This is a genomic window from Ottowia thiooxydans DSM 14619, from assembly GCF_000422885.1.
GTDB lineage: Bacteria > Pseudomonadota > Gammaproteobacteria > Burkholderiales > Burkholderiaceae_C > Ottowia > Ottowia thiooxydans.
Genome location: NZ_AUGX01000029.1, coordinates 47,228 through 66,987, shown reverse-complemented (window position 1 = coordinate 66,987; position 19,760 = coordinate 47,228). Strand labels below are relative to the sequence as shown.

Annotated in this window: 22 protein-coding genes; 12 read left to right on the top strand and 10 right to left on the bottom strand. The window is 57.5% G+C overall.

Translation table 11 applies throughout. The features are described from left to right. Positions 1-16 precede the first annotated feature (16 nt). Positions 17-1,231 (top strand): iron-containing alcohol dehydrogenase family protein, encoded by a 1,215-nt coding sequence (locus G518_RS0120160; protein WP_051237105.1) that lies wholly within the window; start codon positions 17-19, stop codon positions 1,229-1,231. A gap of 22 nt (positions 1,232-1,253) precedes the next feature. On the opposite strand, the gene G518_RS0120155 is transcribed toward G518_RS0120160, so the two are convergent. Further along, positions 1,254-2,471, bottom strand: a complete 1,218-nt coding sequence (locus tag G518_RS0120155) for an MFS transporter (protein WP_051237103.1) — start codon at positions 2,469-2,471, stop codon at positions 1,254-1,256. A 126-nt stretch (positions 2,472-2,597) separates the two neighbouring features. Between G518_RS0120155 and G518_RS0120150 the strand changes: the two genes are divergently transcribed. Further along, positions 2,598-3,524: a LysR family transcriptional regulator gene (locus G518_RS0120150; protein WP_028604083.1), complete on the top strand. Its 927-nt coding sequence runs from the start codon at positions 2,598-2,600 to the stop codon at positions 3,522-3,524. A 34-nt stretch (positions 3,525-3,558) separates the two neighbouring features. Here G518_RS0120150 and G518_RS36060 read toward each other — a convergent pair whose 3' ends face one another. Further along, positions 3,559-3,930, bottom strand: coding sequence for a hypothetical protein (locus G518_RS36060; RefSeq protein ID WP_036595403.1), 372 nt, complete (start codon positions 3,928-3,930; stop codon positions 3,559-3,561). 31 nt (positions 3,931-3,961) lie between these two features. After that, entirely contained in the window at positions 3,962-4,882 is a 921-nt protein-coding gene (locus G518_RS0120140) for a YicC/YloC family endoribonuclease (RefSeq protein ID WP_028604082.1), read from the bottom strand. Between the two features lie 84 nt (positions 4,883-4,966). Here G518_RS0120140 and G518_RS0120135 point away from each other — a divergent pair, with 84 nt between their 5' ends. The 6 genes from G518_RS0120135 to G518_RS0120110 all read left to right on the top strand — a co-directional run bounded on the left by G518_RS0120135 (position 4,967) and on the right by G518_RS0120110 (position 10,196). Continuing rightward, positions 4,967-5,968 (top strand): serine/threonine protein kinase, encoded by a 1,002-nt coding sequence (locus G518_RS0120135; protein ID WP_028604081.1) that lies wholly within the window; start codon positions 4,967-4,969, stop codon positions 5,966-5,968. A gap of 121 nt (positions 5,969-6,089) precedes the next feature. Continuing rightward, on the top strand, positions 6,090-7,001 hold the full coding sequence (locus G518_RS0120130) for a PP2C family protein-serine/threonine phosphatase (protein ID WP_028604080.1): 912 nt from the start codon (positions 6,090-6,092) through the stop codon (positions 6,999-7,001). 247 nt (positions 7,002-7,248) lie between these two features. Beyond that, complete coding sequence (gene rph, locus G518_RS0120125; protein ID WP_028604079.1) at positions 7,249-7,992, top strand: ribonuclease PH; 744 nt, start codon at positions 7,249-7,251, stop codon at positions 7,990-7,992. A gap of 32 nt (positions 7,993-8,024) precedes the next feature. Further along, positions 8,025-8,624, top strand: coding sequence for an RdgB/HAM1 family non-canonical purine NTP pyrophosphatase (gene rdgB / locus G518_RS0120120; RefSeq protein WP_028604078.1), 600 nt, complete (start codon positions 8,025-8,027; stop codon positions 8,622-8,624). Positions 8,625-8,641: 17 nt separating this feature from the next. Beyond that, entirely contained in the window at positions 8,642-9,826 is a 1,185-nt protein-coding gene (gene hemW / locus G518_RS0120115; protein WP_036595401.1) for a radical SAM family heme chaperone HemW, read from the top strand. Between the two features lie 154 nt (positions 9,827-9,980). Beyond that, positions 9,981-10,196, top strand: a complete 216-nt coding sequence (locus tag G518_RS0120110) for a CsbD family protein (RefSeq protein ID WP_028604076.1) — start codon at positions 9,981-9,983, stop codon at positions 10,194-10,196. Positions 10,197-10,351: 155 nt separating this feature from the next. On the opposite strand, the gene G518_RS0120105 is transcribed toward G518_RS0120110, so the two are convergent. The 6 genes from G518_RS0120105 to G518_RS0120075 form a co-directional block, all read right to left on the bottom strand. Continuing rightward, positions 10,352-10,993 carry an LOG family protein gene (locus tag G518_RS0120105; RefSeq protein ID WP_051237101.1) on the bottom strand — a complete coding sequence of 214 codons (642 nt, stop codon included), beginning with the start codon at positions 10,991-10,993 and terminating at the stop codon, positions 10,352-10,354. After that, positions 10,990-11,427 carry a diacylglycerol kinase gene (locus tag G518_RS0120100; RefSeq protein ID WP_028604074.1) on the bottom strand — a complete coding sequence of 146 codons (438 nt, stop codon included), beginning with the start codon at positions 11,425-11,427 and terminating at the stop codon, positions 10,990-10,992. The genes G518_RS0120105 and G518_RS0120100 overlap by 4 nt, the downstream gene beginning before the upstream one ends. A 66-nt stretch (positions 11,428-11,493) precedes the next feature. After that, positions 11,494-11,967 (bottom strand): RDD family protein, encoded by a 474-nt coding sequence (locus tag G518_RS0120095; protein WP_028604073.1) that lies wholly within the window; start codon positions 11,965-11,967, stop codon positions 11,494-11,496. 331 nt (positions 11,968-12,298) lie between these two features. Then, a complete protein-coding gene (locus G518_RS36055; RefSeq protein WP_084652027.1) occupies positions 12,299-12,928 on the bottom strand; it encodes a DUF3106 domain-containing protein in 630 nt (209 codons plus the stop codon). A 14-nt stretch (positions 12,929-12,942) separates the two neighbouring features. Continuing rightward, a complete protein-coding gene (locus tag G518_RS0120080; protein WP_028604072.1) occupies positions 12,943-13,416 on the bottom strand; it encodes a DUF3619 family protein in 474 nt (157 codons plus the stop codon). Further along, the gene (locus tag G518_RS0120075; protein ID WP_028604071.1) at positions 13,413-13,979 is read right to left on the bottom strand and encodes an RNA polymerase sigma factor; all 567 of its coding nucleotides are present in this window, start codon (positions 13,977-13,979) and stop codon (positions 13,413-13,415) included. Before G518_RS0120075 ends, G518_RS0120080 begins: the two co-directional genes overlap by 4 nt. A 306-nt stretch (positions 13,980-14,285) precedes the next feature. On the opposite strand from G518_RS0120075, the gene G518_RS0120070 reads away from it, so the two are divergent. The 4 genes from G518_RS0120070 to ada all read left to right on the top strand — a co-directional run bounded on the left by G518_RS0120070 (position 14,286) and on the right by ada (position 19,016). Continuing rightward, positions 14,286-16,064, top strand: coding sequence for an acetolactate synthase 3 catalytic subunit (locus G518_RS0120070; protein ID WP_028604070.1), 1,779 nt, complete (start codon positions 14,286-14,288; stop codon positions 16,062-16,064). Positions 16,065-16,183: 119 nt separating this feature from the next. Next, on the top strand, positions 16,184-16,675 hold the full coding sequence (gene ilvN / locus G518_RS0120065) for an acetolactate synthase small subunit (RefSeq protein ID WP_028604069.1): 492 nt from the start codon (positions 16,184-16,186) through the stop codon (positions 16,673-16,675). Positions 16,676-16,760: 85 nt separating this feature from the next. Next, entirely contained in the window at positions 16,761-17,777 is a 1,017-nt protein-coding gene (gene ilvC, locus G518_RS0120060) for a ketol-acid reductoisomerase (protein ID WP_028604068.1), read from the top strand. A gap of 135 nt (positions 17,778-17,912) precedes the next feature. Further along, positions 17,913-19,016 carry a bifunctional DNA-binding transcriptional regulator/O6-methylguanine-DNA methyltransferase Ada gene (gene ada / locus G518_RS36050; RefSeq protein ID WP_051237097.1) on the top strand — a complete coding sequence of 368 codons (1,104 nt, stop codon included), beginning with the start codon at positions 17,913-17,915 and terminating at the stop codon, positions 19,014-19,016. 124 nt (positions 19,017-19,140) lie between these two features. Here ada and hemP read toward each other — a convergent pair whose 3' ends face one another. Then, positions 19,141-19,425, bottom strand: a complete 285-nt coding sequence (hemP, locus tag G518_RS0120050) for a hemin uptake protein HemP (RefSeq protein WP_028604067.1) — start codon at positions 19,423-19,425, stop codon at positions 19,141-19,143. Positions 19,426-19,760 lie beyond the last annotated feature (335 nt).

The following is a 19,760-nucleotide window of genomic DNA, read 5'->3' as shown; positions in this document are numbered from 1 at the left end:
AGGAAAAGGTTCTTCAATGTCTCAAGACTCATCGGTTTCCAGAACTCCGCGCTTCGACCTGGGAAACTCCTTGAATTTCCAGCACGCGCCTGCTGCGCAGCGGATATTTTGCGGATCAGACAGTTTGGCGAGTTTGGGCCGTGAACTGGATCGACTGGGATGCTCGCGCGCGGTCATCATTTCGGGTGCATCCCTGGCGCGGGACGAAGGCACCACGGCGCGCTTGCGAGATGCGCTTGGCTCAAAGTTGGCGGGGTGGATTCCGGGAACCGTTGAACACAGTCCAGTACCGGCTGTGCTGGAAGTCTCCAGGGAACTGGAGCGCTTGCAAGCTGATGCTGTGATTGCGGTGGGCGGGGGATCGCCTATCGTCACCGCACGCGCGGCGAGCATCATGCTTGCAGAGGGTAGTGATGCCCACCGCCTATGCAGCCAGCAAGACGCCGGTGGCAAATGGATCAGCCCGCGCTTGGTTCATCCCAAACTTCCTCAGCTGGTGGTGCCCACCACGCCGACGACTGCCTGCGTCAAAGCCGGCAGCGCTGTACTTGATCCCGTCAGCGGTAGGCGTCTCGCGCTGTTTGATCCCAAAACCCGTGCTCATGCCGTGTTCATTGACCCTCAATTGGTCAACGCCGTTCCGGCCTCGCTCGTGTTGAGCGCCAGTATGAACACTCTTGCCATGGCAATTGAAGGGCTGGAATCGCCCCAAGCCAACCCTTTCTCGGATGCATTGCTGATGCAATCGGTGCGATTGCTGTCTGATCACTTGGTGGCTGCCATCAACGATGACGCTCACGGGCGTTGCGAATTGGTAGTCGCCGCAGCTCTCTGCGGGCAGGGCACTGACTTTGGAGGTGCTGGGCTGGCCTCGGTGCTTGGGCACGCTATCGGGCATCGGCATGGCGTGGCCAACGGTGTGGTGAATGCGATTGTGCTACCACACACCATGCAATTCAATGCTCGCGCCACGGAACGCGGTGCTCCCAAGATCGGCATGGCTTTGGGGGCGGCCAGCCAGCCACGACCAAACATAAAAGACGCGATCAACCGCCTTCAAACTCTGCTTGGAACTCTGCCTGTGCCAACCCGTTTGCGTGATGTCGGAATCGCGCAGTCCGAGCTTGGCCAAATTGCAGAAGATGCCATGGGCGACTGGTTCTTGCAGCGCAATCCTCGCCCAGTGGCATCTTCGGCAGAGGTGCTTTCACTGCTTCAGTCTGCGTGGTAGCCGTCGATAAACTTTGCCGTCTTCAGCCGCGTAGGCGCAGGATCAAGGCCCACAGCGCGGAGGTTGTCGCCAGCACCGTAACTGCCATCCAGCCGAACTCGGCAAACAGCAGAGCGGCTAATGCGGAGCCTATGGCCATGCCAATAAACATTCCAGTGAAGAGCACCGCGTTGAGTCTGCTGCGGGCGTTGGCATCAATCCCATAGATGATGGTCTGATGGGCGATCAGTGAGGCCTGTATGCCTAGGTCAAAGCCAATGGCGCAGACCACCAGCAACCCCAGTTGTGCACCTGATCCCATGAGCGGTGCCAGCGCCATCGCAGCGAAGAAGATGAACACCAGGCCTGCCCCCAGGCGGGTAACCAACGGTGCGCCATAGCGGTCTGCGATGCGCCCGGCAACGGGTGCTGCCAGGGCGCCTGCTGCACCTGCCAGCCCGAAGGCTCCGGCGGCAGCGGCGCCCAGGTGAAACGGTTCGCCATGCAGCATGACCGCCAGGGTCGACCAAAATGCGCTAAAACCAATGGAGAGCAAGCCCTGCGCCCACGTCGCCCGGCGTAGTGCGGCATGCTGTTTCCACAGCGAGCCAAGCGATTTCAAAAGCGCAAGGTAGGGCAGCTGTGTGGTGGGCTGAAAGCGCGGGAGTTGGCGCCATGCGGCCAGCCCCACGAGCGCAATACTCGCGGCGGCCACCGCAAACATGGCCCGCCAACCCCAGTGCTCAGCCACAAAACCGCTCACTACTCGGGACAGCAAAATGCCCAGCAGGAGGCCCGTCATCACGGTTCCCACGATCTTGCCGCGATGCGTCTCGGGAGCCAGCGTAGCAGCCGCCGGAACAATATCCTGGGCCATCGTCGCTGCCAAGCCAATGACCAAGCTGGCAGCCAGCAGGCTTGTCAGCGAGGGAGAAACCGCTGCCAGCAGCAGTGCTGCGCACAAGATGGCCGCTTTGGCCAGGATGATGCGGCGCCGGTCATGCCGGTCACCCAGCGGGGCCAGAAAGAGGATACCTAATGCATAGCCCAATTGGGTCAAGGTGGGCAGCAGCCCGACTGCCTGCGTCGAAGCCCCGATGTCAGCACCCAGCACCCCTAGCATCGGTTGGCTGTAGTACAGCGCCGCGACTGCCAGGCCCGCAGCGCTTGCCAGCAGGAATGTCAAGGAAAGCGGCAACCCTGAGTGGGTAGACGCGGCGGCCGATGCCTTGTTTTGCTTGGTGATGCCTTCAGCGGACATAGTTTTAACTCCGGGGACTCGGTGAGAGGTGCTTGCGTTGTCGATGCAGTGAGATTAATCTTTGCGAAAGATTAAGTGAATACGTTTTTGTAGCAACGTTATGTTGCGTACAGTGCAAAGATAACTATGGACAAAATTCAAGCCCTGCGAGCGTTTGTGGATGTGGCCGAATCTGGGGGCTTCTCCAAAGCCGCCCGGCGGCTGGGGGTTGCCACCTCATCCATCACGCGTTTAATAGACAGCCTTGAAGCCTCGCTTGGTACCGCGCTGCTGACTCGGTCAACGCGCCAGGTCACTCTAACCGACGCGGGAGCGGCTTATCTGGAGCAGGTGTCCAGGGTGTTGTCTGATCTGGATGAGGCCGATGGCAGCGTGTCAGATACCGGCGTTGAAGCAGTTGGCCCCCTACGGGTATCTTTGCCGGTCACATTTGCACGGCTGCATCTGAGCCCGCATATCGCCAGCTTCCTGCTTGAAAACCCACGCGTTTCCCTGGATATCGTGCTGTCTGATGCGTATGTCGATTTGGCTTCCGAGCGTATAGATGTGGCAGTTCGTATCGGCTCGCCAGCTTCACAACCGCAGCTCATCGTGCGCACCCTGGCTGAGCATCAGCGTTACGTGGTGGCAAGCCCAGAGTATTTGGAACGGTACGGAACGCCCCATAAGCCAGAGCAGCTATCTGACCACCAGTGCCTGCGTTTCAACTACCAGGCAGGGCCGCAACGCTGGTCGTTCCTGCGCCCGGATGGTGGCATACATCATGAGGAAATTCATTCGAGGTTGGCTGCCAATAACGCGGACATCTTGCGCGGGGCCGTACTGGACGGGCTTGGCATTGCCTTGCTGGCAGAGTGGCTCGTCCGGGATGATGTGCAGACTGGGCGCCTGAAGCGGTTGTTCCAGGACTACCAGATCAATCCGCAAGACCAGAACACCTGCGTCTATGCGGCTTACCTTCCAAACCGCCGCCATTCCAGAAAGGTTCAGGCTTTCCTGAACTTCCTTCAGTGGCATTTGACGAAGACGAGGCTCGGTTCAGGGCTCGGTTAAGGCGCGGTCTCTGCGGCAGACTCGCTTGGGACCTTCAGTTTTCCTGGTTTTCTGAAAGCCATGTGGTGAATGCCGCAAAGAATTGAGTCGAGCCGGCCAATGAGAGCGTGGCAGTGGTGCGTCCGGCCGGGGGAGGGGCCAGGAGCAATTTGCCACTCCCTGAATCGAAGCTGGCGGGCAGCGGCTGCCCACCCTCGGTCAGCACTTGCAGGTCGTAGTCCCAGTCGCCGCCATCGTCGAGGCCATATTGGCTGCCCGGGAATTCCTGGCTGGCCCAGCGCAAGACTTGCTCTATCTCGGTCGCCATCGCGGGAACGCGTTCCTCGCTCACGCTGGCCATGGCATCCCAGTTGCCTATGCCATGCTCGTCTTCGCAATAGTCAAAGATCAGATATTCCAGAGTCATGGCCGCGTGCGCAGTAGAGGGTTTAGAAACCTCATTCAATGTTCTGCACTTGCTCCCGCATCTGCTCAATCAGCACTTTCATATCCACCGAGATACGTGTGAGTTCCAGCACGGTCGATTTCGAGCCGAGGGTATTGGCCTCGCGGTGCAGCTCCTGAATCAGGAAATCCAGCCGTTTGCCAACCTCGCCGCCTTTTTTCAAGATGGCTTCGATTTCGTCCAAATGGGAGATGAGCCTGCCCAATTCCTCTGATACGTCGATGCGGATCGCGAAGGCGGTGGCTTCATTCAGGGCGCGTTCCTGAGCGGCTGCGGCGGGCGGCGCATTGTCAACACCAGCCAAAGCCTCATTCCAGCGCGCCAGAAAGCGCTGCGTTTGGCCTTCAATAGCCTTTGGAATCAATGGCTCAGCTTCGCGGGCGAGCCGGCGAAGCTCTGTTAACCTAAGTTCCAACAGCTGAGACAAGCGAGCGCCTTCACGGGCACGTGCCTTCACGAACTCATCCAGCACCGTCTGGGCCAACGGCAAAGCGCCTTCGGCAATGCTCGATGTACTAAAATCCTCCGGGCTCACAGCCAAGCGCAGAACATCAGCTACAGACAGCGCTGGCGCTTCCGGCAGCCAGGCACGAACCTGATCCTGCATGGACGACAGGCGCTGCAAGGCGCGTGGGGAGGGCTCTTGCAGGCCTGAAGCATCCCGGCCTTCGATGTAAGCGCGCAATTCCACCTTGCCGCGCTTGAGCCGTTTGACCAGCAAATCGCGCAGCGCGGGCTCCACATGGCGCAGCTCATCGGGCAGGCGGAACTGCAAATCCAGGAAGCGGCTATTGACCGAGCGCATTTCAAGCGCCAGGCGCAAACGCGAACTCCTGGGCGGTGTAGAGCCTTCTTCTGCCTTTGGTGCCGCTTGTTGACCGCTTGCATAGCTGGTCATACTGTAAACTGACATTCGAACCTTTCCAGGGTATAGGGGGTCATGGCGGCCATTTTCTAGAACCCGGGTCAGACCGCCTGGAGACAATTGCCGCAAATTATGTCAAAGCCGAAGCCAAGCCCTCTGCCGCCGAAGACGGTGATCGGCGGCTATCGCGTTGTGCGCAAGCTTTCAGCTGGCGGCTTCGGGGTGGTCTACCTCGCCACCGATAAAGACGGACAACAGGTAGCCATCAAAGAATACCTCCCTTCCGCGCTCACTTCCCGTGCGCCGGGAGAATTAGTGCCGGAGGTGGCCTCTGAAAAGCTGTCTCTTTACCGGCTAGGACTCAAGAGCTTCTTCGAAGAGGGCCGTTCACTGGCTCAGATTTCGCACGCCTCAGTGGTCAGCGTTTTGAATTTCTTCCGGGAAAACGAAACGGTCTACATGGTGATGAACTACCTGGAAGGTGCCACCTTACAGGATTTCATTGTGACTGCGCGCGATCTGAAGAAACAGAAGGTGTTTCGCGAGTCGACCATCAGGTCCCTTTTCGATGAAATTTTGCGTGGCCTGCGAATCGTCCATCAGCACAAAATGCTGCATCTCGACTTGAAGCCCGCCAATATTTTCGTCACCAATGAAAACAAGGCCGTGATGCTCGATTTCGGGGCTGCGCGCGAAGTGCTCAACAAGGACGGAAACTTCACCCGCCCTATGTACACCCCCGGTTTTGCAGCCCCCGAGATGTACCGACGTGACTCCACCATGGGGCCCTGGACGGATATCTACGCCATTGGCGCTTGCATTTACTCCTGTATGCAAGGCTATCCACCCAACGATGCACCCCAGCGGCTTGACAAAGACCGCCTGGGCTTGTCATTGACCCGCATGCGGGGGGTCTACTCCGACAACCTGATCGAAATGGTGGAGTGGTGCATGTCGCTGGATCCGCTGTCCAGGCCGCAGTCAGTCTTCGCGTTGCAGAAAGAACTGGGCAGGGAAGGCGAGCGTCAGTACACCAAGCTTTCAGTGGGCGAGAAAGTGCGGCTCCAATTCGATAACGTGATGTCCGACGCGAAGAAGAACATCATGCGGGCCACGCGCTTCGGTCCCAAATAATGAGCGATTCAGGAAGAGCCCCTCGGGAGAGGGACGCCTTTGAAAGTATGAAACACGATCGTGATCAGCGAATAGTGAATACGCTCCAGGAAACCGGACACACGAAAACACGGTAATTCTCATGAAATTCTCAGTATTTCAGCTCAGTCGCGTCGGTGGCCGTGAAAAGAACGAAGACCGCATGGGTTACTGCTTCACGCGTGAAGCCAGCATGTTCATGCTTGCCGATGGTATGGGGGGGCATCCCGAAGGGGAGACCGCTGCCCAGATCGCTTTGCAGACCATGTCAGCCCGTTTCCAACGTGACGCCAAGCCGCGTCTACCGGAGGTGGCGCCCTTTCTTAGCAGCGCTGTCAAGGCGGCCCATCAGCAGATCGTTCGCCATGCCAGCGCGCGTGCCATGCTTGATACCCCTCGCACCACCTTGGTCGTGGCGCTTATTCAGGGGGGAAACCTGTACTGGGTGCACTGCGGAGATTCGCGCCTGTATATCGTCAGAGATGGTCAGCTCGTTTCACGGACCCGTGATCACTCCTACCTGGAAGCGCAAGGCCGAGCGGGCATGCCGCTCAAGGGTATCAACCGCAACGTGTTGTTTACCTGTCTTGGTTCCGCAGTGCGGCCTGTCTTTGATATTTCCGGGCCCTTGCTTCTCAAACAGGGCGATAAGATGCTTTTGTGCTCTGACGGCCTTTGGGGTTGCGTGGAAGACAAGCGTATCGTGGCGGCCCTTTCGGCCCAGCCAGTGGCCAAAGTCGTTCCCGAGCTGGTGGATGAGGCGCTGAAAAATGGCGGTTCGCACGCTGACAACGTCACGGCTCTGGCGATTGAGTGGGAAGGCACTTCCCAGCGAATCGGTAACGATAGCAGTGGGTTCACCCAAACCGAAACCATGAGCGTCGAAGGCTTTGCCTCCACCATACAGGCTGACGAAATCGATCCGGTCACTGATAACCTGGATGAAAGCGCGATTGATCGCTCCATTGAAGAAATCAACGAAGCCATTCAACGATCCGTGGCCCGCAGGCGCTAGACTTTGAGCTCTGTTCAGAGCCTTCCTTGCGAGAAGATTGAGTTCCAAACGCTTAAGCACGCGCTCTGAGAAAGCCTCTCTGAGCGCGTAGTCATTACCGAGTTGCCCGACCCTATGGAGCCCCATGGGCGTCCTTTCACTTCGCACTCAGAAAGCCCGGTCGAAGAGACTTTGAACAGGCTCTGAGAAAATCAGTCATACGCGCTCACCCGGGCAGCGACATTCCCCACTATTCATCCTTTCATCCATGACCACTTCTTCTGCCTCCAACGCACCGAAACGAACCGACCGGGCGGCTGACCAGCTGCGCCCCGTGCGCATTACCCGCCACTTCACCTTGCATGCTGAAGGTTCGGTGATGATCGAGTTTGGCAACACCCGCGTGTTGTGCAACGCCTCCGTCGAGGAAAAGGTGCCTCCCCACAAGCGTGGCAGCGGTGAAGGCTGGGTGACCGCAGAGTACGGCATGCTCCCGCGAGCCACGCACACACGTGGCGACCGGGAAGCCGCGCGCGGTAAGCAGAGCGGCCGCACGCAAGAGATCCAGCGTCTGATCGGCCGCAGCCTGCGGGCCGTATTTGATCTCAAGAAGCTGGGCGAACGCACGATTCATCTCGATTGCGATGTCATTCAGGCCGACGGTGGTACGCGTACCGCCAGCATTACTGGCGCTTTTATCGCGGCGCAAGATGCGGTGAATTGGCTCATTCAACGCGGCACACTCGCTGAATCGCCCATTATTCAGCCGGTGGCGGCCATATCGGTAGGCATTGTGGGGGGCGTTCCTCTGCTCGATATCGATTACAGCGAAGACTCGGCTTGCGATACGGATATGAACGTCGTCATGACTGGCGCTGGTCATTTCGTAGAAGTGCAAGGCACGGCTGAAGGGGCTGCGTTTTCCCGTGCGGAAATGAACGCACTGCTCGCTCTGGCCGAAAAGGGCATTGGCGAGCTGATCGCCGCGCAGCAGAGCGCCCTGTTGCAATAAGCGCCACCCAAGGTGCAGATGAGAGCAAGGTCATGAAAATCGTTTTAGCTTCGAACAATCAGGGAAAGCTCGCCGAATTGCAAGCGATGTTGGCACCCTTGCAGATGACGCTGGTGCGCCAATCCGAGCTGGGCATTGGCGAGGCTGAGGAGCCGTATCGCACCTTCGTTGAAAACGCGCTTGCCAAGGCGCGCCATGCGTCCGCGGCCAGCGGCCTGCCAGCGTTGGCCGATGACGCAGGCTTGTGCGTAGATGCCTTTGGTGGCCTCCCAGGCGTGGACACGGCGTACTACGCCACTCAATTCGGCTACGAGAAGGGTGATGCGAATAACGTACGCGCGTTGCTCGAACAGATGCAAGCTGTGGATCAACGCCGTGCAGCACTGGTTAGCACGCTAGTGGCTCTGCGCAGCGCCGACGATCCAGAACCGTTGATCGCCGTAGGCCGGGTGGTCGGCGAGATCGTACGAGAGCCGAAAGGCACCAACGGCTTCGGTTTCGACCCTGTGATGTTCATCCCCCAGTTTGAAAAAACCTTCGCGGAGTTGCCGCCAGAAGTCAAGAACGCCCATAGCCATCGCGGCCAGGCGGCTCAGGCCATGGTGGTCTTGATGCGTGAACGCTGGCTGTGAAAGACCTCACACATTACATGCGCACTGGCACCCTGCAACTGCCAGCCTTGCCGCCGTTGTCGCTCTATGTTCACCTGCCCTGGTGCCTCAAAAAGTGTCCCTACTGCGATTTCAATTCGCATGAACCTCGTGTGGGTGTGGATAAGCTGGCGCAGCAAAAGCGCTACATTGATGCGCTCATCCTTGATCTTGAAAGCAGTCTCCCGCTGATATGGGGGCGTCAGATTCATAGCGTGTTCATCGGTGGGGGCACGCCCAGCTTGTTCGAGCCTGAGGCCATTGACCGCCTGATCGCCGCAATCCGCGCCCGTGTCCAGCTCGCTCCGTTGTGCGAGATTACGCTGGAAGCCAATCCTGGCACCTTCGAGCGCGAACGCTTCGCCTCGTTTCGGGGGGCTGGGGTGACCCGTCTTTCTGTGGGTGTGCAGAGTTTCGATGATGCCAACCTGAAAGCGCTGGGTCGGGTGCACGATGGCGCACAGGCCCGTGCCGCGGTGGAGGAGGCCGCTAGAGCCTTCGATACCTTCAATTTGGACTTGATGTATGCACTGCCTGGGCAAACCCTGAAGGGCTTGGAGCAGGACGTACATACCGCTCTGGCGCTGGCACCTCCTCATTTGTCGATCTACCACCTCACGATCGAGCCGAATACGGTGTTTTTCAAGTTTCCACCCAAGGTACCGGATGAAGACAGCGCCTGGGCCATGCTCGATCGCATCACCGAACTTACGGTGGGGGCGGGTCTGGAACGGTATGAGGTCTCGGGGTATGCACGCGCGGGTCACCGCTGTGTGCACAACCTCAACTACTGGCAATTTGGAGACTACCTGGGGATAGGTGCAGGCGCTCACGGCAAACTGAGTTTCGCCCACAGGATCATTCGTCAGGTGCGGCATCGTGAACCCGATCTCTACATGAACAAGGCACTGGCGGGCGATGCGATTGCCCAGGAGCATGAGGTGCCGCGAAAGGATTTACCCTTCGAGTACATGCTGAACGCCTTTAGATTGAAGGACGGCTTCGCGCTGCAGGATTTCGTTGATCGCACGGGCTTGCCTCCGAGCAGCGTCACCGAAGGGTTGAAAAAGGCTGAGGAAGCGGGCTTGATTGAACGCGAAGGCGCCTGGGTTCGCCCGAGTGAGCGTGGATTCGACTTCCTGAGCGACCTGCAGGAGCTGTTCTTGCCTGAAGAGCGCGAGTAGGTGTGCTGCCGTAGGTGTGGACTGACGCGCAATGCTCACCTGCGCTGACTGACCAATCCAGCTATCTTTTCTACAGTAAATCCATCGCAGACGTTTTGGTCTCTGACACCCGGAGACGGCAACTGTGACCTATCGTAGAAACAAGGAGCTGAATATGAATGAAGACCGCATCAAAGGCAACTGGCTGCAATTCAAAGGCAAAGTGAAAGAGCAATGGGGCAAGCTAACGGATGATGATCTGGATGTCATTGCCGGAAAGCGTGACCAGTTCATTGGCAAACTCCAAGAGCGCCAAGGTATTGCCAAGGATGTTGCTGAAGAGCAATTGACTGCCTGGGAATCCCGCAACAAGGATTTCCGCTGGGATTGAGTATTCTTCAGGGGCTCAGATGAACCCCTGAACGCCGCCCAGAAAAAAGCCGCACTCCGAATTTCGGAGTGCGGCTTTTTGCTGTGGTCCTTAACCCGGAAACTGCAGCGGAACGCATTGATTGCGCTGCGGCGTTCGCATGGACGCCCTAAGGTTTAAATTTCCTCGAGACGCACGGCCGTGGGCAACCCCGCGGACTCTATGAGCTTTTCCAGTAAGGGCGTCGGACGCTCGTCTACCTCAATCGACCGCATTTGACCTTCGTCCATGAAGCCCTGGTTGACGCCATGACGCAGGAACTCCAGCATGCTGCTGTAATAGCCTGCGTGATTGAGCAGGCCGAGCGGTTTGTTGTGGTAGCCCAATTGGCGCCACGTCCATGCTTCAAAGAACTCTTCAAACGTGCCAATCCCTCCCGGCAAGGCCAGGAATGCATTGGAGTGCTCGGCCATGAGGCGCTTGCGCTCATGCATGGTGTCTACGATCAGCAATTCGGTGCAGCCTCGGTGGGCGTGCTCTCTATCGACCAGCGCTTGGGGAATGACGCCAATCACCCGTGCACCGGCTTCCAGTGCTGCATCAGCCACGACACCCATCAAGCCACTACGGCCACCGCCATACACGAGTTGGCCTTGATGTTCGCCAATCCAATGTCCTACTTCGCGAGCGACTTCAGCGTAGTCTGGAGTCACTCCATTGCGGGAACCGCAGTACACACACAGAGAAAAAGCCGGCTCAGATGCGGGCTTGGGTACAGAAGCGGAAAGGGAAGCGGAAACAGAAACAGTATTTTTCATGAAACGAAGAATTTAACGTACAAGGCTGCCAGCCAAATGCCGGTCGCCATCAGCAAGCTCAGCAGGACCGCAGCGCTGCCCATATCCTTCGCTCGCTTGGATAGATCATGCCATTCAGGCCCTATGCGGTCGATGGCCGTCTCTATACCCGTGTTGAGCAGTTCGACAATCATCACGATCAGTACCGAGCCAGCCAAAAGTGCTGTCTCCGCCCAGCTACGGCCCAACCAGAAAGCGGCGGGTATGAGAACCATGGCTGCCATGGCTTCCTGCCGGAATGCCGTTTCGTTCCAGCCTGCACGCAAGCCTTCGATGGAGTAGCCGGTGGCATGCCAGATACGTGAGAGACCAGTTCGTGCCTTTTGCGGGTTAACGGGCTCGTTCGGGTCTCTTGGCGGCGTGGTCGGATTTGATTTGGAAGGCGTTGAGCTCATGCGGCGATTGTCACGCAGGCATATGGCAACTTGTTGATGAACACGCGCTTAGCTGGAAAACACGTCCTAAGAGCGTTTTTTGACCTTTGGAGGGAGTCGCGGTGCTTCCACTAAACGTGTGCCTGCCCAAACGTCGTGCCAAAACTGTCCTTCGCGTTGAAATCGACTCAGCAACGCCCAGACCGCCACCCACCCCATCAGGAGCACAGAAATTTCACCACCCGAAAGTCCGAAAGGCGCCATCAGCAGCAGCGGAGGCAGAAACCAGATCCAGCTCAGGAAGTAGCGCAGAAGAGCCCGCCATTGTGGAAGCGATTGGCCGCCTCGGTCCACCACCCGGATATGCCAGGTTTTCATGGCCAAGGTCTGGCCTTTCGACCAGAACCACGCGAAGTAGATGCCCGCGACCACGAAAATAAAGGCCTGCAAGCCGTGCCGGTTGTGCAGCGCGTGGCGAGTTTGTGTCAAAGCGCTGAAAAGGTAGCCAGCCAAAAAGACGACGGCGAACATCAACATGCCTTCATAGAGCCAGCAAGCCATGCGTCGCCGCAGCGGCGGAGCGATGAGCGGTGAGGAAGGCGCGCTGGAAGAAGATGGCATCGTCGAAGATATGTTGAGCAAGGACTACAGGCCGATTGACCGCTGAGAGATAGGGCTATGAGGAGTAGCTAGGAAGCGTGGCTCAAAGAGCGAGCATCCAGGGCGGTTGACCATGGGATCGCTGGCTTGCGGAAAGTCGGCCCCAAATTCGCTAGCCCAAGTCCACGCCATTGGCTAGGGGCCAGTGAAAAATGGAATAGAGAAAAATGAAATAGAGAAACGCCTTACACCCGGCAACATTTGCCACCCACGCTCGCCAGAGCGCATGATTTTAAGGGGTAGCTGAAGAGGCCGCCGGAGCAGGGGCGCGGGGCAGAAGCGTGTTTCTGTTCAAGGGCGAAGGGGTTTGAGCCCCACCTGCCGGTGATACGGGAGGGCGCGGCGTGGCGCGCAGGATCTTTTCAGGAGGCACCGGACGCAGAGCGGGAGCGGTACTTTTCGGCGGCTTGGGTCTATCCGCTGCCAATCGCTGGCGCTCCTCAGCCGACAGCGATTGGTACTCTTCCCATTTGGCTTTCTTCTCGTCCACCGGAAGCTTGCGTGTTTCACCGAAATTCAACCGTGCCTGCGTGCGCTGCGCTGGAGTCAATTTGGCCCAATCGCTCATGCGACCTTGCAGCATATTGCGCTCCGCAGGGGACATGCGGTCGAAATTGTGTGCCAATGCGATCCATTTGCGCTGATGCTCGGCACTGAGCTTGGGCCACAAGCTTGCCAAAGGGCTCAAGGCAGCCTTCTGTTCCCCATTGAGACCGCTCCAGTTCACGGAGCCGCCCATTGGTGCGGCGGCTGCAGCTGGGGGTTGTGCCACCGATGGCGCGAGTTGCGCATAGGCAACAGCGCCCGCTGCAGCTAATGCGATTGTCGAGACCGACAGGAGACTGACCAACTGAGCGCGCATTTAAAAAACCGGATTTACTGGCTCGAGGTGCGCGCAGCCGAGTCAGTTTTCAAAAATTGGAGGAAGCCTGGATCGGAATAGGCGGCAGGAGGCAGATCGTCAGTGAGCAGTGCTGCATCGACTTCAGCGACTTCAGACACACGGTCATCCTCTTGCACGATATTGATCGTTATCAGCGCGACTGCCATGGCGATCACAAGGACAGCAGAGGTCAGGCGACCCCACAGACCCAGAACATCGTCGCCGAATCCGCCCAGGGCGACCGTGTTTCCGTACCTGACAACCGCAGGAGCTGTACGCAGGCGTGTCACGGCGACAGCCTGTTTACGCCGTGCAACCGCCTGTTCACGAGTGGCGCGCAGGCGCTCACTGATGTCATGCGGCAATTCAGCGCTACCGGCGGATAGGCGTGCAGCCACTCTCAGCCCGAAGCGGTTCTGCAATATCTCGGCGTGCGCACGTGTGTGCGGATAGTGGCGACTGTTCATGGCATGATTCCCTTGGCCCGGAGTGCCTTAGCCAGCGCCTGGACTGCGCGCGAGCAGTGTGTCTTGACACTGCCTTCCGAGCAACCCATAGCCGCTGCCGTCTCGGCAACATCCATCTCTTCCCAATAACGCATCAGAAAAGCCTCGCGTTGACGGCCAGGCAATTCTTGGACTTGTAACTCTATTACGTGCAGGATTTGTGCACGCCGCGTCAAATCCTCCGCGCTTTCTGTTCGCTGTGAGTCTGAAACCCCTGCAAAGGTTTCCAGTAGATCAAAATCGTTGTCGCCATCCGCTGTTTCGAAGTCGCTCATGTTCGAAAACAGTGCCTTGCGCGTTTTCTGGCGCCGAAACCAGTCCAGGGTGGTGTTGGAGAGGATGCGCTGATAGAGCATCGGCAGCTCCGCTGCGGGCTTGTCGCCGTAATGCTCGGCGAGCTTCATCATGCTGTCTTGCACGATGTCCAGAGCAGCCTCATCGTCGCGGACGTGATAGAGCGCGCGCTTGAACGATCGCTTTTCGACGCTCTTGAGGAAGTCGGAGAGTTCTTGTTCAGTGGCCAAGGGACGGTTCGCGACAGGCGTTTAGGCGGTCGAAGGGAAGGGCGGTAGGCTTAAGCGTCGCGAAGGTAGCGGTTCTTCTTTCGGGCGATTATGGCACCCACCGGGCTTTTTTTTCGCGATCCATCAGACATCTCTCATGTTGCAGTGCGATAATCCGAGTTGCAATCAAAAAGGCAAACGGGTCTCAGCACAGCGGATGTTCTTTCGCTCATGGCTGTTGGCCTCAAGTCCTGACGCGGCCTCATAAGGGCTGGCAAGGGGCACCCAAGGTTTTTCGTCAGAGAAATTCTCGAAAGGTTTATCAAAATGGAAATCTCTAAAGCCGAAATCAAATCGGCCGCTGCCGCCTCTGCTGGCAGCCAATCCTCCGAACTTCGCGGCGCTGAAATTCTCATCAAGGCTTTGCAGCTTGAGGGTGTAAAGCACATTTGGGGTTACCCAGGTGGTGCGGCGTTGCACATTTACGACGCGCTCTACAGGCAAGACATCGTTCAGCACATTCTGGTGCGTCATGAACAAGCGGCAGTGCATGCTGCTGATGGTTTTGCTCGAGCCACTGGCGAGGTCGGTGTAGCCCTGGTTACTTCCGGTCCCGGCGTGACCAACGCGGTCACTGGCATTGCCACCGCGTACATGGACTCCATTCCCATGGTCATCATTACCGGTCAGGTGCCTGCCACCGCCATCGGTCAGGATGCCTTCCAGGAATGCGATACCGTGGGTATCACGCGGCCTATCGTCAAGCACAACTTCCTGGTCAAGGATCCGCGCCAGATGGCGGACGTGATGAAGAAGGCGTTCCACATCGCCCGCACCGGCCGTCCTGGCCCTGTCGTGGTGGATGTGCCTAAAGACATTGCTTTCGCCAAAGCTCCCTGGACGGGTTACCCCGAAAAAGTGGAGATGCGCTCCTACAACCCTGTGAAGAAAGGCCATGGCGGCCAGATTCGCAAGGCCATGCAGCTGCTGATGGCGGCCAAGCGCCCGTATATCTACACTGGCGGCGGTGTTCTGCTCTCCAATGCCTCCGCTGAGCTGCGTCAGCTGATCGACATGTTGAACGTGCCGATCACCAACACCCTGATGGGTTTGGGTGCTTTTCCCGCCACGGACCGCCGTTTCGTCGGCATGTTGGGCATGCACGGTACCTGGGAGGCCAACCATGCCATGCAGCACTGCGATGTTTTGCTGGCAGTGGGTGCGCGCTTTGATGACCGCGTGATCGGCAACCCCAAGCATTTTGCTCAAAACGATCGGAAGATCATTCACATCGACATCGATCCGTCGAGCATCTCCAAACGCGTCAAGGTCGACGTACCTATCGTGGGTGATGTGAAAGACGTTCTGATCGAGCTCATGGGCATGATCAAGGAATCCGGCGCCAAACTGGATCAGCCAGCACTTGATTCCTGGTGGCAGCAGATTGAAGGCTGGCGTGCACGCGATTGCATGAAATACGACAGCGGCAACCAGGACGTCATCAAACCCCAGAAAGTCATTGAGACCCTGTGGGAAATGACCAAGGACGCCGATGCCTACATCACTTCTGATGTCGGCCAGCACCAGATGTGGGCGGCGCAGTACTACAAATTCAACGAACCGCGCCGTTGGATCAATTCTGGCGGTTTGGGCACCATGGGCGTCGGTATTCCCTACGCCATGGGGATCAAGCTTGCGAAGCCCGAGAGCGAAGTGTTTTGTGTGACTGGTGAAGGTTCGGTGCAGATGTGCATCCAGGAGCTCTCCACCTGCCTGCAATACAACACGCCGATCAAGGTCCTTTCGCTGAACAACCGCTACCTGGGTATGGTCCGTCAGTGGCAGGAGATTGAATACTCCGGCCGCTACAGCCACAGCTACATGGATGCGCTTCCCAATTTCGTGAAGCTGGCGGAGGCCTATGGCCACGTTGGTATTCTTGTGGAAGACCCGAAAGATGTGGAGCCAGCGCTGCGCGAGGCGCGCAAGCTGAAAGACCGCACTGTATTTATTGATTTCCGCACTGATCCCACCGAGAACGTGTTCCCGATGGTGCAGGCCGGTAAAGGCATCACCGAGATGCTTCTGGGGTCTGAAGATTTGTGAAAAATCAGGGGTCCATCCAGGACGCCTGACAATCAATAGTCATTAGACGAATCTATTGTCTGCCGAGCCCGCGCATTACCGTGCGTGGGGGAGGGCAGCGAAAAGAGGAATCTTTCATCATGAAACACATCATTTCCGTATTGATTGAAAACGAGGCGGGCGCTCTGTCCCGCGTGGTAGGCCTGTTTTCGGCCCGTGGCTACAACATCGAATCATTGATTGTGGCGCCCACGGAGGACGAAAGTCTTTCCCGCATGACCATCCAGACTCGGGGCTCTGATGAGGTGATCGAGCAGATCACCAAGCATCTGAACCGCCTGATTGAGGTTGTGAAGGTGGTTGACCTGACCGAAGGCGCCTATATCGAGCGCGAACACATGATGGTCAAAGTGCGGGCAGTCGGCAAAGAGCGCGAGGAAATCAAGCGCATGTCCGATATTTTTCGCGGCCACATCATTGATGTAACCGACAAAAGCTACACCATCGAGTTGACTGGCGATCAGGCGAAGAACGACGCCTTCCTGAACGCTATCGACAAATCCGCCATTCTGGAAACTGTGCGCACCGGTGCCAGCGGTATCGGGCGGGGCGAGCGGTTGCTGCGAGTGTGATCGTTTTTTCGCGCTTCCTGCGGCTGCTAAATCTGTGGCCGGGCGCGATGTTGTTGATTTTTTGACTGTTTCCTAGGAGAAAACCATGAAAGTGTTCTACGACAAAGACTGCGACCTGAGCCTGATCAAGGGCAAAACTGTCGCCATCATCGGCTACGGTTCCCAAGGCCATGCGCACGCGCAGAACCTGAACGACAGCGGCGTGAAGGTTGTGGTTGGCCTGCGTAAGAGCGGTGCCAGCTGGCCTAAAGTCGAAAAAGCTGGCCTGAAAGTGGCTGAAGTTGGCGACGCCGTCAAGGCTGCTGACGTTGTGATGATCTTGCTGCCTGATGAGCAGATCGCCAAGGTCTACCGCGAAGACGTGGAACCCAACATCAAACAAGGTGCCTCCCTGGCATTCGCGCACGGTTTCAACGTGCACTACGGACAAGTCGCGCCACGCGCTGACCTGGACGTCTGGATGGTCGCACCTAAGGCCCCAGGCCACACTGTGCGCAACACCTACACACAAGGTGGCGGCGTTCCCCACCTGGTGGCAGTGCATCAAGACAAAACCGGCAAAGCCCGTGATCTGGCTCTGAGCTACGCCATGGCCAACGGTGGCGGCAAGGCTGGCATCATTGAAACCAACTTCCGCGAAGAAACTGAAACCGATCTGTTCGGCGAGCAAGCCGTGCTGTGCGGTGGTGCAGTGGAATTGATCAAAGCCGGTTTCGAGACACTGGTGGAAGCCGGTTACGCGCCTGAGATGGCTTATTTCGAGTGCTTGCATGAACTCAAGTTGATCGTTGATCTGATCTATGAAGGCGGCATCGCCAACATGAACTACTCGATCAGCAACAACGCTGAGTACGGCGAGTACGTGACTGGCCCCCGGATCGTCACTGACGACACCAAGGCCGCCATGAAGCAAGTGCTGCGCGATATTCAGACCGGTGAGTACGCCAAGAGCTTCATCGCTGAAAACCTGGCAGGTGCACCTACGCTGCAAAGCCGTCGTCGCCTGAACGCTGAAAGCCAGATTGAAGTGGTGGGCGACAAACTGCGCGCCATGATGCCTTGGATCAAAGCTAACAAGCTGGTCGATAAGTCGAAAAACTGATTAAAGGGGCCTCGGCCTCGTTCGGAAAAAAGGCCACGCAATGCGTGGCCTTTTTTTCTAGCGCAAGAATCGGAGTGCTTGCTGCAGATATAAAGCCTATTGTTTGCCTGTGATCGAAATCAACAGGGATTGAACATGAATACGGCCAGTTCATATGAAACCGAAGAAGCCCGTTGGGTTGCTGTGCAGGCGCGCGATGCGGTGGCTGATGGCCATTTTGTCTACGCTGTTCGCACTACAGGTGTTTATTGCCGGCCAAGCTCCACTGCGCGGCGGCCCAAGCGTGAAAACGTAGAGTTTTTCACTTCGCCCGAGGCTGCTGAGGCGGCGGGATACCGCTCCAGCCTTCGCCCCCAGGCTGATAAAACGCGCTCAGCGGCCGAACATGCACAGCTGGTGGCGCGCGCTTGCCGTCTGATTGAAAACTCAGAGACACCGTTACCGCTAGGCGATCTAGCGACTGCCGTTGGCATGAGCCCCTTCCATTTTCATCGCATCTTCAAACTCGAAACCGGGCTGACTCCGAAGGCTTATAGCTCCGCGTACCGCGCCCGCAAATTGCGAGAGGAGTTGAATGAAGCCAAAGCCTCTTCCGTAGCGGATGCGATTTACGGCGCAGGCTTCAACTCGAATAGCCGGTTCTATGAGACATCGGACGAATTGCTAGGGATGCACGCAAAACAATACCGTGCTGGGGGAGTGGGGGCGCTTATTCGCTTTGCAGTGGGGCAATGCTCAATGGGTGCCATTGCCGTGGCACAAAGCCAGCGGGGCATCTGCGCCATTTTGCTGGGGGATGATCCGGGCGAATTGGTGCGTGATCTTCAGGACAGGTTCCCCAAGGCGCAATTTATCGGTGGTGACGAAAATTTCGAGCAGTTGGTTGCCCAGGTTGTGGGCTTCGTTGAAGCACCCGCCTTGGGGCTGCGCTTGCCGCTGGATGTACAAGGTACGGCTTTTCAGGAGCGAGTATGGCGCGCACTGCGCGAAATTCCGCCTGGTACAACCGCGAGCTATACCGACATCGCCACACTCATTGGCTCGCCCAAGTCTGTGCGGGCCGTGGCACAAGCCTGCGGCGCCAACCATCTGGCCGTGGCCATTCCTTGTCACCGTGTGGTGCGACGAGATGGCGATCTTGCAGGCTATCGATGGGGGGTGGATCGCAAGCGCGAGTTGCTGCGGCTTGAGGGGGATGCCCTCAGCCAAACTTCAGGGAAGGCCACCGTACTGGCTTGAGAGTATGAGCGGCGAACTTCATGCGTGGGAAAGAAAAGCATGGCTGGTCAGCGAACCGATGGCTAGCATAAAGACCCCGGGAGATCGCAGAGATCTCGGAGTCGTCCCACGATGAAACTTGAATCTATTTGGTCAGAATGAGTTTGCCGAGCTTGGTAGCTTGCAGCTTGTATACGGAACCGTTGTGTGCGATCTGCACGGTCTTCTGACCGCATAGCAACGAGGCACTATCAAGACGGGCAACTGTCAAATCAGCATCATCGAAACGTTGCACCACAGGCTGCGCTGACAGAGCTTCGTGCTCAGTCACCAGACTTTTTGGTACCGCCATGGAAGGCATAGAAACCGGACGCGACACATGTAGCGTGCGCCGACCGTTCGTAGGAGCTTGCAAGGTGTTCATGGACATGGCGGCAACGTTTTGGAAGAAGGAATTAAGTAAGTTGCATGCAGTGTAGCACTAAATGAGATTGATTATCATTTACCGAAGAGATTTTTGTCGACGGGCCGCTCCCGAGACAAAAGGCTCCCCCTCGGGGGGCAGCGGACCACACGAAGTGGGGTAGCGTGGGGGTATTGTTTTTGTCGACGGGCCGCTCTCGAGACAAAAGGCTCCCCCTCGGGGGGCAGCGGACGACACGAAGTGGGGTAGCGTGGGGGTAGGGCGTTGCCACCTATTTCGCGTTGACCACCCAAATTCGGCCATTTGGAGTACATACCAACCAATCGCACCCGTCCAGAATG

Coding starts and splice junctions, on each gene's coding strand:
- G518_RS0120160 (WP_051237105.1), top strand. CDS start 17: ATGTCTCAAGACTCATCGGTTTCCAGAACTCCGCGCTTCGACCTGGGA.
- G518_RS0120155 (WP_051237103.1), bottom strand. CDS start 2,471: ATGTCCGCTGAAGGCATCACCAAGCAAAACAAGGCATCGGCCGCCGCG.
- G518_RS0120150 (WP_028604083.1), top strand. CDS start 2,598: ATGGACAAAATTCAAGCCCTGCGAGCGTTTGTGGATGTGGCCGAATCT.
- G518_RS36060 (WP_036595403.1), bottom strand. CDS start 3,930: ATGACTCTGGAATATCTGATCTTTGACTATTGCGAAGACGAGCATGGC.
- G518_RS0120140 (WP_028604082.1), bottom strand. CDS start 4,882: ATGTCAGTTTACAGTATGACCAGCTATGCAAGCGGTCAACAAGCGGCA.
- G518_RS0120135 (WP_028604081.1), top strand. CDS start 4,967: ATGTCAAAGCCGAAGCCAAGCCCTCTGCCGCCGAAGACGGTGATCGGC.
- G518_RS0120130 (WP_028604080.1), top strand. CDS start 6,090: ATGAAATTCTCAGTATTTCAGCTCAGTCGCGTCGGTGGCCGTGAAAAG.
- rph (WP_028604079.1), top strand. CDS start 7,249: ATGACCACTTCTTCTGCCTCCAACGCACCGAAACGAACCGACCGGGCG.
- rdgB (WP_028604078.1), top strand. CDS start 8,025: ATGAAAATCGTTTTAGCTTCGAACAATCAGGGAAAGCTCGCCGAATTG.
- hemW (WP_036595401.1), top strand. CDS start 8,642: ATGCGCACTGGCACCCTGCAACTGCCAGCCTTGCCGCCGTTGTCGCTC.
- G518_RS0120110 (WP_028604076.1), top strand. CDS start 9,981: ATGAATGAAGACCGCATCAAAGGCAACTGGCTGCAATTCAAAGGCAAA.
- G518_RS0120105 (WP_051237101.1), bottom strand. CDS start 10,993: ATGAAAAATACTGTTTCTGTTTCCGCTTCCCTTTCCGCTTCTGTACCC.
- G518_RS0120100 (WP_028604074.1), bottom strand. CDS start 11,427: ATGAGCTCAACGCCTTCCAAATCAAATCCGACCACGCCGCCAAGAGAC.
- G518_RS0120095 (WP_028604073.1), bottom strand. CDS start 11,967: ATGGCTTGCTGGCTCTATGAAGGCATGTTGATGTTCGCCGTCGTCTTT.
- G518_RS36055 (WP_084652027.1), bottom strand. CDS start 12,928: ATGCGCGCTCAGTTGGTCAGTCTCCTGTCGGTCTCGACAATCGCATTA.
- G518_RS0120080 (WP_028604072.1), bottom strand. CDS start 13,416: ATGAACAGTCGCCACTATCCGCACACACGTGCGCACGCCGAGATATTG.
- G518_RS0120070 (WP_028604070.1), top strand. CDS start 14,286: ATGGAAATCTCTAAAGCCGAAATCAAATCGGCCGCTGCCGCCTCTGCT.
- ilvN (WP_028604069.1), top strand. CDS start 16,184: ATGAAACACATCATTTCCGTATTGATTGAAAACGAGGCGGGCGCTCTG.
- ilvC (WP_028604068.1), top strand. CDS start 16,761: ATGAAAGTGTTCTACGACAAAGACTGCGACCTGAGCCTGATCAAGGGC.
- ada (WP_051237097.1), top strand. CDS start 17,913: ATGAATACGGCCAGTTCATATGAAACCGAAGAAGCCCGTTGGGTTGCT.
- hemP (WP_028604067.1), bottom strand. CDS start 19,425: ATGTCCATGAACACCTTGCAAGCTCCTACGAACGGTCGGCGCACGCTA.